This window comes from Bacillus sp. VA13, from assembly GCF_055710085.1.
This window is the reverse complement of sequence record NZ_JBVQPP010000001.1, coordinates 835,084-850,695: the sequence shown is the minus strand read 5'-3', so window position 1 is coordinate 850,695 and position 15,612 is coordinate 835,084. Positions and strand designations below refer to the sequence as shown.

Here is a 15,612-nt window from a genome sequence, read left to right as displayed (position 1 = left end):
TAATACATATTCGGCTAAAAAGCGGGCATGTTTATATGTTCAGCTTTCAAACCGTTTTAATTAAGCTGTGTAGGTTTGGACCAAGGAGGTTATTCAAATGACAGAGGAAATGAATCAAATTGATGTTCAAGTGCCAGAGGTTGGAGATGTAGTTAAAGGGATTGTGACAAAGGTAGAGGACAAACATGTGGATGTTGAAATTATCAATGTCAAACAGTCCGGCATTATTCCAATCAGTGAATTATCAAGTCTTCATGTAGAGAAAGCATCGGATGTTGTTAAAGTAGACGACGAGCTTGACCTGAAAGTAACAAAAGTGGAAGACGATGCTTTGATTTTATCTAAACGTGCTGTTGATGCAGACCGCGCTTGGGAAGACCTTGAGAAAAAATTTGAAACAAAAGAAGTGTTTGAAGCTGAAGTGAAAGATGTCGTGAAAGGCGGCCTTGTCGTTGATATCGGCGTTCGCGGTTTTATTCCGGCATCACTTGTTGAAGCGCATTTCGTTGAAGATTTCACTGACTATAAAGGGAAAACACTATCTCTGCTCGTTGTAGAGCTTGACCGTGACAAAAACCGCGTCATCCTTTCACACCGTGCAGTTGTTGAAAGTGAACAAGCGAATAAAAAACAAGAACTTCTTCAGTCTCTTGAAGTTGGAAGTGTACTTGATGGCAAAGTGCAGCGTCTGACTGATTTTGGCGCATTTGTTGATATCGGCGGTATCGACGGACTTGTACACATTTCACAGCTTTCCCACTCCCATGTAGAGAAGCCGTCTGATGTTGTTGAAGAGGGACAAGAAGTAAAAGTGAAAGTATTATCTGTAGACCGTGATAATGAACGTATTTCTTTATCCATCAAAGATACATTGCCTGGACCGTGGAGCCAAATCGGCGAGAAAGTGAAGCCTGGCGATGTGCTTGAAGGAACTGTACAGCGTCTTGTCAGCTTCGGTGCCTTTGTTGAAATCCTTCCAGGTGTTGAAGGTCTCGTTCATATTTCTCAAATTTCCAATAAACACATCGGCACGCCGCATGAAGTCCTTGAAGAAGGACAGACTGTAAAAGTGAAGGTTCTTGATGTGAATGAAAATGAGGAGCGCATTTCATTAAGCATGCGTGAACTTGAAGAAGCACCTAAAGCCGATCAAGAGGATTACCGTCAATATCAGGCGAAGGAAGAAACAAGCACTGGCTTCCAGCTTGGAGACTTGATCGGAGATAAGCTGAATAAACTAAAATAATTGGTGATAAACGTGACTCGAGCAGAACGGAAAAGACAACACATCAATCATGCCCTGTCCACCGGTCAAAGGCGGGAAACAGGTCTTGATGATATTACGTTTGTTCATGTCAGTCTGCCCGATCTTGCATTAGAACAAGTAGATATTTCCACAAAAATCGGCGAACTTTCAAGCAGTTCGCCGATTTTTATCAATGCAATGACTGGCGGCGGCGGACAACTTACATATGAAATTAATAAATCGCTTGCACGAGCGGCTCGTCAAGCTGGAATACCTCTTGCTGTCGGATCACAAATGTCAGCATTAAAAGATCCCTCAGAGCGTGTTTCGTATGAAATCGTTCGAAAGGAAAACCCAAACGGACTGATTTTTGCCAACCTGGGAAGCGAGGCGACAGCTGATCAGGCGAAGGAAGCAGTTGATATGATTGAAGCAAATGCCCTGCAAATTCACTTGAATGTGATTCAGGAAATTGTGATGCCTGAAGGGGACAGAAGCTTTAGCGGCGCTCTGGACCGCATTGAGCAAATTTGCAGTCAGGTCAGTGTACCAGTCATTGTGAAAGAAGTCGGCTTTGGTATGAGCAAAGAGTCGGCAGGGAAGCTGTATGAAGCTGGTGCTGCAGCTGTTGATATTAGCGGCTACGGGGGTACAAATTTTTCGAAAATCGAAAATCTCCGAAGGCAGCGGCAAATCACTTTTTTTAACTCATGGGGCATTTCGACAGCTGCAAGTTTGGCGGAAATCCGCTCTGCGTTTCCTGCAAGCACAATGATTGCCTCCGGCGGCCTGCAGGGTGCGCTTGATGTAGCAAAGGCAATTGCGCTAGGGGCCTCTTGCACCGGAATGGCAGGACACTTTTTAAAGGCGTTGACTGATAGCGGAGAGGAAGGACTGCTTGAGGAGATTCAGCTGATCCTTGAGGAATTAAAAATGATTATGACCGTGCTGGGCGCCAGAACGATTGCTGATTTGCAAAAGGCGCCTCTTGTAATCAAAGGTGAAACCCATCACTGGCTCACAGAGAGAGGGATCGATACGTCCAGCTATGGTATGAGATAAATGATAAAAGCCCAAAACCTAATGAGTTTTGGGCTTTTTGTATTATGATTTTCTCTTTTTAAATCTTCCGTTTTGTTCAAGGCTTGTCGCTCCGTCATAGTGAATGGACTGGTCGCGGTCTGATTCGACTCTGCCCGAAGCTTTGAGTTTTTTCTCCTGTCTGTCTTTTCCCATGATCATGCTCCTTTATGTGAGATGGATTGTTTAAAAAATGCGCTTGGGCTCCATACTGGGAGTATGGAGGAAGCAAAATGGAACAATTTTATTACTATTGGTCAATGTGGTTTTTGTGGGTCCTGACAACCTTTATTTTTGAAAAGACGAAAAGACGATTTGCCGTCTCTGTCTTTATTTTGACTAATATTATTTTAAGCATACATGACATCACTTTATATTTTACCCTAAATGCTGCTTATATGATGTTTTTCGTCTGCGGGTGTGCCTATGCCGGGTATTTGGGAATGTATCGTTTTCGTTATCTCATGGTCTTTCTGACGCTTGTTGGCGGGTATGCGTTTGTTTATCTTTTTGCATTATATGATCCGGTTTGGTTCATCATAAAACCTGAGTGGGCGGCCGTTATATTAATAGTGCTTTTGACAGCTTCGGTTGAAAGGAATTTCGAGAAGCAGCTTGCCTTATTTGTCTTAGGGATGTGCCAAGGCGAACTGGTGTATTCATTTGTGATTCAAAAGTTGGCCGGGACTTTGGCTGTCGGCGGCTTTCAATGGCTGAATGCTTGTTCTGCAGGCATGATATTGCTGTTTGGCATATCCAAATACGAACAGCTCGCAAGCCAGATTGGTCAAAAAAGCAAAAGATCAAACAAAGGAGCTACCAAAATGTCATGAGTGATTACATCTATCCGATTATTGCTGGGGTCATTGCCGGCGTCGCGACAAGGCTTTATATGCTCAAAACGGATTACCGCCAGTATCCGACCTATGTTCATGGGAAAGTGATTCACATTGCACTAGGGCTGATAGCGGCTGGTTTAGGGGCAATTATTATGCCGGCGCTTTTGCAGGAGGAATTTACGGCCATCACATTTTTAACGTTGGCAGCGACACAATTTAGAGATGTCCGAAACATGGAGCGGAACACACTGACGCAAATGGATTCATATGAACTTGTCTCAAGGGGAAGCACATATATTGAGGGAATTGCCATTGCGTTTGAAAGCAGAAATTATATCGTAATCTTTACAGCGCTTTTAACAACCTCTGCGTATGTGTTTTTATCCATATGGGCTGCAGTCTTAGCGGCTGTTGTTTGTTTTTTGCTGGCAATGAAATTTATGTCGGGCAGTGTGTTGAAGGATATTGTCGACATCGAGTACATAAAACCTCACTTTGACGGTCCGGGACTGTTTGTTGATAATATTTATATGATGAATATCGGACTTCCGGAGAAACAAGAGCTGATTTTAAAGCATGGCATGGGCTTTATTTTAACGCCAAAAAACTTTAATTCAGCAGCGACGATTGCCAACTTAGGGCAGCGTCAGGCGATTTTATTTGATGTTTCCAATGTGCTCGGGGTTTATCGGGATTCAGGCGAGCCGTCTCTGACACCCATTGCAAAACGTGATTTAAATGACGGGAGAGTAGCAGTCTTTGTTCTGCCGCAAATTAACCACCCCGAAACGGCTGTTCAGATCATCAGCAATGTTCCAACCTTGGAGAACGCGATCAGAATGCCGACAGAATTTATCAAGAACCAGGATAAGGTGATAGGATGAGCGAATCTCTCACGAAAGTGATTTTGTCTGTGATCACGACGAACCGAAACCGGACTGCAGGGGGAGCACCTGTCTTTTTTTGCAATGACCAAAAGGAGATGGAGCTTTTCGCTAAAAATCTTGAGGCGATCCTTGATGGAATAGCGCATAGAATTGGAGATGACGTGTATTTGATCGTGAAACATTTCTAAGAATAGTTGTGATCCCAGTAAAAACTGATATAATAAATGAGTTAAGCCCTTCCTCTGAAGGGTTTCTTTTCATAAAAGTGAATGAAATGATTTTAATAACCGGTTGAAAATTTATGTAAAAATGAAAGCGGCTGGATCGAAAGGAAGGGTACTATGGGTAAACCTGTCGTAGCCATTGTCGGGAGACCAAATGTAGGAAAATCCACAATCTTTAACCGGATTGCGGGAGAAAGAATTTCAATAGTAGAAGATACCCCTGGTGTGACAAGGGATCGGATATACAGCTCGGCTGAATGGCTGAATTATGATTTTAATTTGATTGATACTGGCGGTATTGATATCGGTGATGAGCCATTCTTAGCGCAAATTCGCCAGCAGGCTGAAATCGCCATGGATGAAGCGGACGTCATTATTTTTATGGTGAACGGCCGTGAAGGCGTAACAGCTGCTGATGAAGAAGTAGCAAAAATTTTGTACCGCACGAAAAAGCCTGTTGTTTTGGCAGTTAATAAACTGGATAACACAGAAATGAGAGCGAATATTTATGATTTTTATTCGCTTGGTTTTGGCGAGCCGTATCCAATTTCGGGAACACACGGACTCGGATTAGGAGATTTACTTGATGCCGTTGCAGAGCATTTTAAAAACATTCCTGAAACGAAATATGATGAAGAAGTTATTCAATTTTGCCTAATCGGACGCCCGAATGTCGGAAAGTCCTCACTTGTGAATGCGATGCTCGGCGAAGAGCGTGTCATTGTCAGCAACGTGGCAGGAACGACAAGAGATGCTGTTGATACGGCATTTACGTACAACCAGCAGGAGTTTGTCATTGTCGATACTGCCGGTATGCGAAAAAAAGGGAAAGTCTATGAAACGACTGAAAAGTACAGTGTGCTGCGCGCGCTGAAAGCAATTGACCGCTCAGAAGTCGTTGCGGTTGTGCTGGATGGCGAAGAAGGCATTATTGAACAGGACAAACGTATCGCCGGTTATGCACACGAAGCGGGTAAAGCCGTCGTGATCGTCGTAAACAAATGGGATGCTGTTGACAAAGATGAAAGCACGATGAAAGAATTTGAAGAAAATATCCGTGATCATTTTCAATTTCTTGATTATGCGCCAATCCTATTCATGTCAGCCTTAACGACAAAACGGATCCATACGCTGATGCCTGCGATTATCAAAGCAAGCGAAAACCATTCACTTCGAGTTCAAACGAATGTCTTAAATGATGTCATCATGGATGCTGTGGCAATGAACCCGACGCCGACTCATAACGGTTCTCGCTTGAAGATTTATTACGCGACTCAAGTGTCGGTGAAGCCACCTAGCTTCGTTGTGTTTGTAAACGATCCGGAATTGATGCATTTTTCGTACGAACGCTTTTTAGAAAACCGAATCAGAGATGCGTTCGGTTTTGAGGGGACACCAATCAAAATATTTGCAAGAGCTAGAAAATAAAAAGGTGTGAAGCAAATATGAAAAGAGTCACTATGCTCGGAGCGGGAAGCTGGGGGACGGCATTGGCTTTAGTGTTAGCCGATAATCATCACGATGTAACCATGTGGGGGCACCGTGCAGAGCTGATTCATCAAATTAATGATCAGCATGAAAATAAGGATTATTTGCCGAACGTCAAGCTTCCAGAATCAATAGAGGCAACAACGAATATCGGGAAAGCTGTTTCGGACGCAGATTTCATTATCGTTGCGGTTCCGACAAAAGCAATTCGGGAAGTGCTGAGGCAGGCTGTGCCTTTTATGACGAAAAAGGCAGTCTTTGTTCATGTCAGCAAGGGCATAGAGCCGGATTCACTCCTGCGCATTTCTGAGATTATGGAAATCGAGCTCCCGAGCGATGTCAGAAAAGATATTGTTGTCCTTTCGGGGCCGAGTCATGCGGAAGAAGTGGGGCTGCGGCATCCAACGACCGTTACTTCATCTTCAAAGAGCATGAGGGCAGCAGAAGAGGTGCAGGATTTATTTATTAATCACAATTTCCGGGTGTACACAAACCCTGACATTATCGGCGTTGAAATCGGCGGGGCTTTAAAAAATATTATTGCCCTTGCCGCAGGAATCACAGACGGTTTAGGGTATGGCGACAATGCCAAAGCTGCTTTGATTACACGCGGACTTGCTGAAATCGCGAGACTCGGAACGAAAATGGGCGGGAATCCCCTGACGTTTTCTGGATTGACAGGAGTAGGCGATCTGATTGTGACGTGCACAAGTGTTCATTCCAGAAACTGGCGTGCCGGCAATTTGCTCGGAAAAGGGTACAAGCTTGAAGACGTTCTTGAAGAGATGGGAATGGTAGTCGAAGGTGTCCGCACAACAAAAGCGGCTTACCAGCTTTCGAAGAAATATGATGTGAAAATGCCGATTACAGAAGCACTCCATCAAGTTCTATTTAACGGACAAAAAGTGGAAACTGCTGTTGAATCTTTAATGGCGAGAGGGAAAACCCACGAGATGGAGGATCTTGTCAATACGTTTGAAAATCAAGTGAAGTAAAAGTGTCAATCGTATGGGAGATCGCATATCTTAATTGAACGAAAGCCCGAAAAACAGAAGGACACCCAAGTCTTGGGATCTCCTGAAACATTTTGCCGATTTAGGCAATAGAGGATGCATCTGTATGCCAAGTCGCATACTATAGCATCGAAGTCCAAGAGAGTGTTTCTTAAACGTGCAGGTGAATATAGTCAAGTTGACTGAAGCGAAGGTCCCCCTCTTTGCTTCAGTTTTTTTGTTTTATCAAAGGATGGAAAATCTGGTTGATCTTTTCCGGGGCTGTATATTAAAATTAAAATATAACGCTTACATCATACATATCGGGGAGGCGCAGGTCATTGAGTCTGGCATTGATGAAAATGTGGTTTGCACTAGGGTCCATGGGTCTGATGTTTCTGGCTGTAGCTTCCATCTATTTAAGCCGCTTTAAGTGCCAAAACCGTTTTTTGAAGATTGCGGTTTCGTCATTCGCTTTCATGTGTATGCTCATATCTGGAATTATTGTGTTTGTCGTGGTATTCAGCGGCCCTGTCAATGAATAAAGCTGTAAAAGGAAGTGCTGTATGGGTAAACTGAAGTGCGCTATGATTTTTGCGGCAGTCGTGTTTTTATCAGGCTGTTTATATCCAAATGAGCGGAAAAGCAGTGTACATGCCATTCCTTATCAGGACCAGCTAAAGCAGGTCCAGTCTGCTATTGATGAATTTCAAAAGGCAAATGGAGGGCTGCTTCCCATTCAAACAAAAGATATGTCGACACCGCTATATCAAAAGTATCCGATAGACTTTAACCGTTTAGCGCCGAGATATATAGCTGAACCCCCGAGCACGGCATATGAAAGCGGGGGAGACTATCAATACGTGCTTGTTGACGTAGAGAACGATCCAACTGTTAAATTGATTGATCTAAGGATGGCTGAAAAAATCCGCGATGTAAAATTGCGTGTCCAAATGTACCGCCAGGAGCATCAATATCCGCCTTACAAGGATGTGCTATCACGTGATTTATTTACACTTGATGAGAAGAAGCTGGGAGATGGAAGCTCTCTTACAGTGACAAGCCCAATCTCAGGGAATTCCTTGCCGCTTATGATTGACGGAGACGGAGAAATATACGCCGATTACCGGTCTGAGCTGGCTTCTTTCCTCAAAAAAAGCAAAAAAACGTTTAAACCCGGGTCTGAAATCCAGGATATGATTTGGCAAGAAACGCCCTTTGTCCCCGCGTTTTCTGTGAAATATACGGTAAATGACAAACAGGAACCTGTTTTTTTAGAAAATGATATCAAATAGGAATGAACCTTTCTCCAGTGCATACAAATAGGGAGAAAGGTTTTTTTATACTTTAATAGATTGAGGATGGGAAATTTTCTAAAGATGTCATATTGAAATAGGACAACGTCATACACATATAGTGTCCTGTGTTTGATTGAAAGAGTTTAATAAAATTGATAAGGATAGGAAGTCCGGGAGGGGATCACTTGGAAAAGGTCGATATTTTCAAGGATATCGCTGAACGAACAGGAGGCGATATATACTTAGGAGTCGTAGGTGCTGTCCGTACAGGAAAATCCACGTTCATTAAAAAATTTATGGAGCTTGTGGTGCTCCCGAATATCAGTAACGAAGCAGACCGGGCCCGTGCGCAGGATGAACTGCCGCAGAGCGCGGCCGGCAAGACGATTATGACTACAGAGCCTAAATTTGTTCCGAATCAGGCGATGTCTGTTCATGTGTCAGACGGACTCGATGTCAATATAAGATTAGTAGATTGTGTAGGTTACACAGTGCCCGGCGCAAAAGGATATGAAGATGAAAACGGGCCGCGGATGATCAACACGCCTTGGTACGAAGAACCGATCCCATTTCATGAGGCTGCTGAAATCGGTACACGAAAAGTCATTCAAGAACACTCGACCATCGGAGTTGTCATTACGACAGACGGCACCATTGGAGATATCGCCAGAAGTGACTATATAGAGGCTGAAGAAAGAGTCATTGAAGAGCTGAAAGAGGTTGGCAAACCCTTTATCATGGTCATCAATTCAGTCAGGCCATATCACCCGGAAACAGAAGCCATGCGTCAGGATTTAAGCGAAAAATATGATATCCCGGTATTGGCAATGAGCGTGGAAAGCATGCGGGAATCAGATGTGCTGAATGTGCTCAGAGAGGCCCTCTATGAGTTTCCGGTGCTTGAAGTGAATGTCAATCTCCCAAGCTGGGTAATGGTGCTGAAAGAAAACCATTGGCTGCGTGAAAGCTATCAGGAATCCGTAAAGGAAACGGTTAAGGATATTAAGCGTCTCCGGGACGTAGACAGGGTTGTCGGCCAATTCAGCGAGTTTGAGTTCATTGAAAGTGCCGGATTAGCCGGAATCGAGCTTGGCCAAGGGGTGGCTGAAATTGACTTGTATGCGCCGGACCAATTATATGATCAAATCCTGAAAGAAGTGGTTGGCGTTGAAATTAGAGGAAGAGACCATCTGCTTGAGCTCATGCAGGACTTTGCTCATGCGAAAACAGAATATGATCAAGTGTCCGATGCCTTAAAAATGGTCAAACAGACGGGATACGGCATTGCGGCGCCTGCTTTAACTGATATGAGTCTCGATGAGCCGGAAATTATACGGCAGGGCTCACGATTTGGTGTGAGGCTGAAGGCTGTCGCTCCGTCGATCCATATGATCAAAGTAGACGTCGAAAGCGAATTCGCGCCGATTATCGGAACGGAAAAACAAAGCGAAGAGCTTGTGCGCTATTTAATGCAGGACTTTGAGGATGATCCGCTCTCCATCTGGAACTCCGATATCTTCGGAAGGTCACTGAGCTCAATTGTGAGAGAAGGGATTCAGGCAAAGCTGTCATTAATGCCTGAAAATGCACGGTACAAATTAAAAGAAACGTTAGAAAGAATTATAAATGAAGGTTCAGGCGGCTTAATCGCCATCATCCTGTAATACCGGAAGACCTCTTTATAGAATGGGAGGTCTTTTTTCTATGCTCTTAATAATGGAAAAGGATCAAGGAATAGGATGAAAAAAGGAAAAAAAGGAATATTTGTTCGGTAAATCACGTTAAATCCTTGACGAGCAAGGGATTGACGCTTTAAAATGCTTGATATGGCTTTTTATATGTGTTACTCTACATACAGAAATTCTTCACTTTGTTGGACAAACATTCCTCAGAGTGCAGTTTTTCTTAAAAAGCCGTTTAATTGTCTTTCTCTTGCCTGCTCTGATTTTTTTCTGAGACAGGTTTAGAATCAGACTGAACTGTGAAGAAATGATAATAAACGAACTGAATGTATTCCTTTTGGGAGGAGGTGAAAGGCATGAACAAAACAGAACTTATCAATGCGGTTGCAGAAGCAAGCGAATTGTCTAAAAAAGACGCTACAAAAGCAGTTGACTCTGTTTTTGATACGATCTTAGATGCACTTAAAAACGGTGATAAAATCCAACTGATCGGTTTTGGTAACTTCGAGGTGCGTGAACGTTCTGCACGTAAAGGACGCAACCCTCAAACAGGTGAAGAAATCGAAATTCCAGCGAGCAAAGTACCTGCTTTCAAACCAGGTAAAGCGCTTAAAGACGCAGTTGCCGGAAAATAATTGTGAATATAGATCGTGTATGCATCTAGCTTACATACACTTTATTTCTTCACAGAAAAGCCCCTTTCTAAGGGGCTTTTCATATTTCAAGAGCATGGGCTTCCTGATAGGGCATTCACTTTGCTTTTAGCGGGGCATGTGTGCTAGAATCGAAATTAAATGTATTCATTGGTGGAGGACATAGAACATGAAAGAAGTTAATAAAGAACAAATCGAACAAGCTGTTCGTCAAATTTTAGAAGCGATCGGAGAAGACCCGAATAGAGAAGGGCTTCTTGATACCCCGAAAAGAGTCGCAAAGATGTATGCCGAAGTATTCTCCGGCTTGAATGAAGATCCAAAAGAACATTTCCAGACTATCTTCGGTGAAAACCATGAGGAGCTTGTTCTTGTAAAAGATATCGCGTTTCATTCTATGTGTGAGCATCACCTTGTTCCCTTTTATGGAAAAGCACACGTTGCATATATACCGCGAGGCGGAAAGGTCACAGGGCTCAGCAAACTGGCACGTGCCGTTGAAGCCGTTGCAAAGCGTCCGCAGCTGCAGGAACGCATCACTTCTACAATTGCGGAAAGCATCGTAGAAACGCTTGACCCGCATGGCGTAATGGTAGTGGTTGAAGCAGAACACATGTGCATGACGATGCGCGGTGTCAGAAAACCGGGTGCAAAAACTGTCACTTCAGCAGTCAGAGGCGTTTTCAGAGATGATGCCGCTGCCCGCGCTGAAGTATTGGAACATATTAAACGCCAGGACTAATAAAGATAGAGGGTGCTATAAATGAACGAAAAGCATTCAAGTGATTTTGTCGTCATTAAAGCGGTTGAGGATGGAGTGAATGTGATCGGCCTGACAAGAGGAACAGACACAAAGTTTCACCATTCCGAAAAACTCGACAAGGGAGAAGTAATCATCGCTCAGTTCACAGAGCATACTTCTGCCATTAAAGTCAGAGGAGAGGCACTCATTCAAACCGCATACGGAGAAATGAAAAGCGAAAAAAAATAAGCTGGCTGTCCCCGCTGTTAAAAGCAAATGTTCGCAAACAGCGGGAGGATACAGCCAATTTCTTTTTTTTATGCTATAATGATACCTGCGTAAGTGAATGAAAAAATAAGACTCATACATAGATTAAGAAATAAATGTGAATTTGGGGACAAGGGTGATATTTTTGCAAGACATCTACGGAACTTTAGCCAATCTGAACACGAAATTAAAACAAAAGCTGTCTCATCCTTATTTAGCGAAGCATATTTCTGCGCCAAAAATTGATGAGGATAAGCTTCTTCTTTTTCATGCTTTATTTGAAGAAGCCGACATAAAAAACAACGACAGAGAAAATTATATTGTAACAGCGATGCTTGTACAAAGCGCCCTTGATACCCATGATGAAGTGACGACAGCCAGAGTCATAAAACGAGACGAAAACAAAAACCGCCAATTGACTGTTCTCGCAGGCGATTATTTCAGCGGGCTGTACTACTCTTTACTATCTGAAATGAAGGATATCTACATGATTCGGACGCTTGCTACAGCCATCAAAGAAATCAATGAACATAAAATTCGTCTATATGACCGTTCTTTCAAGGACGAACACGATTTTTTCGAAAGTGTCGGCATCGTTGAATCAGCTTTATTCCATAGGGTTGCGGAACACTTCAATCTTCCGCGCTGGAAAAAGCTGTCGAGTGATTTTTTTGTATTTAAGCGGCTTATGAACGGAAATGATACATTTCTGGATGTGATCGGCAGTTTTATACAGCTGGGAAAAACAAAAGAAGAGATATTAGAAGATTGTTTTAAAAAAGCGAAAAACAGCATTGAGTCACTTTTGCCTCTAAATTCACCTGTTCAGCACATTTTATTAAACCGTCTGAAGACAATCAGCCAAGATCAAACCTATCATCAGAAAGTGGAAGAAGGGTAAACCATTATGCAGGAATCAAAAGAACAGCGCGTACATGGAGTATTTGAAAAAATATCTAAAAACTACGACCAAATGAACTCCGTCATCAGTTTTCAGCAGCATAAAAAATGGCGCGATAAAACGATGCGCATTATGGATGTGAAAGAAGGCGCCAAAGCGCTTGATGTCTGCTGCGGAACGGCTGACTGGACGATCGCTCTTGCAAAAGCAGCCGGAAAAAGCGGCGAGATTAAGGGCTTGGATTTCAGTGAAAATATGCTGAGTGTCGGACAGCAGAAAGTGAAAAACGGCGGATTCAGTCAAATTGAACTGCTGCAAGGAAATGCGATGGAGCTTCCTTTTGATGATGATACATTTGATTATGTCACTATTGGCTTCGGACTTCGCAATGTCCCTGATTACTTGACCGTATTGAAAGAGATGAGACGTGTGGTAAAGCCGGGCGGCCAGGTGGTATGTCTGGAAACGTCCCAACCGGAAATGTTCGGATTCAGACAGGCTTACTTTATGTACTTTAAGTATATTATGCCGTTTATCGGGAAACTGTTTGCGAAGAGCTATAAAGAATATTCTTGGCTTCAAGAATCAGCCAGAGAATTCCCTGGAATGAAGGAACTGGCAGGCCTGTTTGAAGAGGCGGGCCTGAAAAATGTCAAATATCATTCGTTTACTGGCGGAGTCGCTGCCACGCATATCGGATGGAAATGAAAACACAGATGTTTGGGTGAATGATATGAAATTTAAAATGGCCTACTCTTTTTTAAATGACGATATTGATGTAATCGAAAGAGAACTTGAACAAACCGTACGTTCCGATTACCCGCTTTTAAGCGAGGCAGGTCTTCACCTGCTGCAGGCCGGAGGGAAACGTATTCGGCCCGTTTTCGTGCTGCTTTCCGGCATGTTTGGCGATTACGATATTAATAAGATTAAATATGTCGCCGTCACTCTGGAAATGATTCACATGGCATCTTTGGTTCATGATGATGTCATTGATGATGCGGAGCTTCGCAGAGGGAAGCCGACAATCAAAGCAAAGTGGGATAATCGCATTGCGATGTACACAGGCGATTATATGCTTGCGGGATCTCTTGAAATGATGACGAGAATTAACGAACCGAAAGCCCATAGGATTTTGTCACAAACGATTGTTGAAGTGTGTCTTGGGGAAATCGAGCAGATCAAAGACAAATACAACATGGAACAAAATCTCAGAACGTATCTCCGCCGCATCAAAAGAAAAACGGCGCTCCTGATCGCGGTCAGCTGCCAGCTCGGTGCTATTGCGTCCGGGGCTGATGAAAAGATTCATAAGGCGCTGTACTGGTTTGGGTATTACGTCGGCATGTCTTATCAAATCATTGATGATATCCTTGATTTTACTTCAACTGAAGAAGAGCTGGGCAAACCCGTTGGAGGAGATTTGCTTCAAGGGAATGTCACATTGCCAGTGCTGTATGCTCTGAAAAATCCAGCATTAAAGAATCAGCTTAAATTGATTAACAGCGAGACAACGCAGGAACAGCTTGAACCAATCATTGAGGAAATCAAAAAAACGGATGCGATTGAAGCATCTATGGCAGTAAGCGAAATGTATTTGCAGAAAGCTTTCCAGAAGTTAAACACGCTTCCGAGAGGGCGGGCACGTTCGTCTCTTGCGGCCATCGCAAAATATATCGGTAAAAGAAAATTTTAATTTTTGTAGATATTAAGAAATTTCTCCACCCCGGATTGATTAATTATCAGAAAGATGTTACGATTTCGGTGTGCAGTGTGAAAGCCTATACATACATAATGATGGGGTGGAGAATGTGATGGAAAAGACTTTTATCATGGTGAAACCAGACGGTGTCCAACGTCAGCTCATTGGAGATATTTTATCCAGATTCGAACGTAAGGGCTTACAATTAGCTGGTGCCAAGTTAATGAGAGTGACTGAACCAATGGCTGAGAAACACTACGCCGAACATCAAGGGAAGCCTTTCTTCGGAGAGCTCGTTGAGTTTATTACTTCAGGACCTGTATTCGCAATGGTTTGGGAAGGCGAAAATGTCATTGAAGTAACGAGGCAGCTGATCGGAAAGACAAATCCTAAAGAAGCTTTGCCTGGTACGATTAGGGGAGATTATGGCATGTTTGTCGGAAAAAACATCATCCACGGCTCTGATTCTCTCGAAAGTGCAGAACGCGAGATTAACATTTTCTTTAAGAATGAAGAATTAGTATCATATCAACAGCTCATGGCAGGCTGGATCTATTAATCATTATGAAAATAAGTAACAGAGCCGGCACCATGTAATGCCGCCGGTTTTCGTTTTCTTTTGTAAAGGTTTACATTAAAGTGAATAAAGCGTTTAATGGCAGGATGCATCAGATTCCTGTCTTTCCTAACGATCTAAAATCAGCTGCAAAGCTGATTTTTTTATTGAAACAATACAATTTCCTGATAAAACAAGCTATACTAGGACAAAAAGACAGCGAGACTGGGAGAGTAGAGAGATGGATACATACAGCGTATTTACAACGAAGTGGAAACAATTAACCGGAGTCGATTTGACATTATATAAAGAAGCACAAATGAAGAGAAGGCTGACGTCGCTTTATGAGAAAAAGGGGTTTCAAAGCTTTAAGGACTTTGCGGCGGCATTGGAAAAGGATCAAGCCCTCTTAAATGAAACATTGGACAGAATGACGATCAATGTTTCAGAATTTTATCGTAATTATAAAAGATGGGAAGTTCTTGAGACTGCTATTTTGCCGTTAATCAAGAACTCTAAGCCTTTAAAGATATGGAGTGCCGCCTGCTCAACGGGTGAGGAGCCTTATACGCTTGCCATGCTTTTGGATCAGCAAAAAGGTCTTCCCGGCTTTCAGATCCTGGCGACTGATATTGATGAAAAAGCATTGGAAAAAGCGAAAAAAGGCGTCTATCAGGAGAGGTCTTTACAAGAAGTGCCGTCATCTGTGAAGGATCGTTATTTTACTCAAAACGCAAATAGAAGTTATGAAGTCAAACCGGAAATCAAAAAGAATATTACATTCAAAAAGCACAATCTACTGGCTGATCGTTATGAACAAGACTTTGACTTAATTGTGTGCCGCAATGTATTTATTTATTTTACAGAAAGCGCGAAGGAAGAGCTTTATTTAAAAATGGCACATAGCTTGAAAAAGAATGGAGTTCTATTTGTCGGCAGCACCGAGCAAATCTTCAATCCTGAGAAATTTGGCCTGATTCCAGCCGATACATTCTTTTATCAAAAAAGGTAGACTGACTTTTTGCTGAAAAATATGTTATAGTAGTTTTACTTAA

At 42.9% G+C, this 15,612-nt stretch carries 19 protein-coding genes; 18 read left to right on the top strand and 1 reads right to left on the bottom strand.

Features of this window, described 5'->3' with window-relative positions:
* Window positions 1-97: 97 nt before the first annotated feature.
* Complete coding sequence (gene rpsA, locus AC0C66_RS04235) at window positions 98-1,246, top strand: 30S ribosomal protein S1 (protein WP_003225495.1); 1,149 nt, start codon at window positions 98-100, stop codon at window positions 1,244-1,246.
* 12 nt (window positions 1,247-1,258) lie between these two features.
* The gene (fni, locus tag AC0C66_RS04230; protein WP_072182239.1) at window positions 1,259-2,308 is read left to right on the top strand and encodes a type 2 isopentenyl-diphosphate Delta-isomerase; all 1,050 of its coding nucleotides are present in this window, start codon (window positions 1,259-1,261) and stop codon (window positions 2,306-2,308) included.
* 42 nt (window positions 2,309-2,350) lie between these two features.
* On the opposite strand, the gene AC0C66_RS04225 is transcribed toward fni, so the two are convergent.
* A complete protein-coding gene (locus AC0C66_RS04225; protein ID WP_003225499.1) occupies window positions 2,351-2,482 on the bottom strand; it encodes a YpzI family protein in 132 nt (43 codons plus the stop codon).
* A gap of 77 nt (window positions 2,483-2,559) precedes the next feature.
* Here AC0C66_RS04225 and AC0C66_RS04220 point away from each other — a divergent pair, with 77 nt between their 5' ends.
* The 16 genes from AC0C66_RS04220 to cheR all read left to right on the top strand — a co-directional run bounded on the left by AC0C66_RS04220 (window position 2,560) and on the right by cheR (window position 15,569).
* Window positions 2,560-3,159 carry a YphA family membrane protein gene (locus tag AC0C66_RS04220; protein WP_072182211.1) on the top strand — a complete coding sequence of 200 codons (600 nt, stop codon included), beginning with the start codon at window positions 2,560-2,562 and terminating at the stop codon, window positions 3,157-3,159.
* The gene (locus tag AC0C66_RS04215; RefSeq protein ID WP_014114219.1) at window positions 3,156-4,049 is read left to right on the top strand and encodes a YIEGIA family protein; all 894 of its coding nucleotides are present in this window, start codon (window positions 3,156-3,158) and stop codon (window positions 4,047-4,049) included. The genes AC0C66_RS04220 and AC0C66_RS04215 overlap by 4 nt, the downstream gene beginning before the upstream one ends.
* Complete coding sequence (locus AC0C66_RS04210) at window positions 4,046-4,240, top strand: capping complex subunit for YIEGIA (protein WP_014114218.1); 195 nt, start codon at window positions 4,046-4,048, stop codon at window positions 4,238-4,240. Before AC0C66_RS04215 ends, AC0C66_RS04210 begins: the two co-directional genes overlap by 4 nt.
* Before the next feature lie 153 nt (window positions 4,241-4,393).
* Window positions 4,394-5,704, top strand: a complete 1,311-nt coding sequence (gene der, locus AC0C66_RS04205) for a ribosome biogenesis GTPase Der (protein ID WP_014114217.1) — start codon at window positions 4,394-4,396, stop codon at window positions 5,702-5,704.
* Between the two features lie 17 nt (window positions 5,705-5,721).
* Window positions 5,722-6,759 (top strand): NAD(P)H-dependent glycerol-3-phosphate dehydrogenase, encoded by a 1,038-nt coding sequence (locus AC0C66_RS04200; protein WP_088679256.1) that lies wholly within the window; start codon window positions 5,722-5,724, stop codon window positions 6,757-6,759.
* A 338-nt stretch (window positions 6,760-7,097) separates the two neighbouring features.
* A complete protein-coding gene (locus tag AC0C66_RS04195) occupies window positions 7,098-7,301 on the top strand; it encodes a DUF2768 domain-containing protein (protein ID WP_003225508.1) in 204 nt (67 codons plus the stop codon).
* A 21-nt stretch (window positions 7,302-7,322) separates the two neighbouring features.
* Entirely contained in the window at window positions 7,323-8,051 is a 729-nt protein-coding gene (locus AC0C66_RS04190) for a hypothetical protein (RefSeq protein WP_472973497.1), read from the top strand.
* Window positions 8,052-8,239: 188 nt separating this feature from the next.
* Entirely contained in the window at window positions 8,240-9,718 is a 1,479-nt protein-coding gene (gene spoIVA / locus AC0C66_RS04185; protein ID WP_041520986.1) for a stage IV sporulation protein A, read from the top strand.
* A 374-nt stretch (window positions 9,719-10,092) separates the two neighbouring features.
* Window positions 10,093-10,371 (top strand): non-specific DNA-binding protein Hbs, encoded by a 279-nt coding sequence (gene hbs / locus AC0C66_RS04180; RefSeq protein WP_003153447.1) that lies wholly within the window; start codon window positions 10,093-10,095, stop codon window positions 10,369-10,371.
* Between the two features lie 187 nt (window positions 10,372-10,558).
* The gene (gene folE, locus AC0C66_RS04175; protein WP_088679255.1) at window positions 10,559-11,131 is read left to right on the top strand and encodes a GTP cyclohydrolase I FolE; all 573 of its coding nucleotides are present in this window, start codon (window positions 10,559-10,561) and stop codon (window positions 11,129-11,131) included.
* 21 nt (window positions 11,132-11,152) lie between these two features.
* On the top strand, window positions 11,153-11,380 hold the full coding sequence (mtrB, locus tag AC0C66_RS04170) for a trp RNA-binding attenuation protein MtrB (protein ID WP_003225517.1): 228 nt from the start codon (window positions 11,153-11,155) through the stop codon (window positions 11,378-11,380).
* 163 nt (window positions 11,381-11,543) lie between these two features.
* Window positions 11,544-12,299, top strand: coding sequence for a heptaprenyl diphosphate synthase component 1 (gene hepS, locus AC0C66_RS04165; protein WP_003225519.1), 756 nt, complete (start codon window positions 11,544-11,546; stop codon window positions 12,297-12,299).
* 6 nt (window positions 12,300-12,305) lie between these two features.
* Window positions 12,306-13,007 (top strand): demethylmenaquinone methyltransferase, encoded by a 702-nt coding sequence (menG, locus tag AC0C66_RS04160; protein ID WP_088679254.1) that lies wholly within the window; start codon window positions 12,306-12,308, stop codon window positions 13,005-13,007.
* A gap of 25 nt (window positions 13,008-13,032) precedes the next feature.
* A complete protein-coding gene (gene hepT / locus AC0C66_RS04155) occupies window positions 13,033-13,995 on the top strand; it encodes a heptaprenyl diphosphate synthase component II (RefSeq protein ID WP_003246013.1) in 963 nt (320 codons plus the stop codon).
* A 115-nt stretch (window positions 13,996-14,110) separates the two neighbouring features.
* Entirely contained in the window at window positions 14,111-14,560 is a 450-nt protein-coding gene (ndk, locus tag AC0C66_RS04150) for a nucleoside-diphosphate kinase (RefSeq protein ID WP_079287909.1), read from the top strand.
* A 238-nt stretch (window positions 14,561-14,798) separates the two neighbouring features.
* Complete coding sequence (cheR, locus tag AC0C66_RS04145) at window positions 14,799-15,569, top strand: protein-glutamate O-methyltransferase CheR (protein ID WP_072566487.1); 771 nt, start codon at window positions 14,799-14,801, stop codon at window positions 15,567-15,569.
* The last annotated feature ends 43 nt before the right edge of the window (window positions 15,570-15,612 follow it).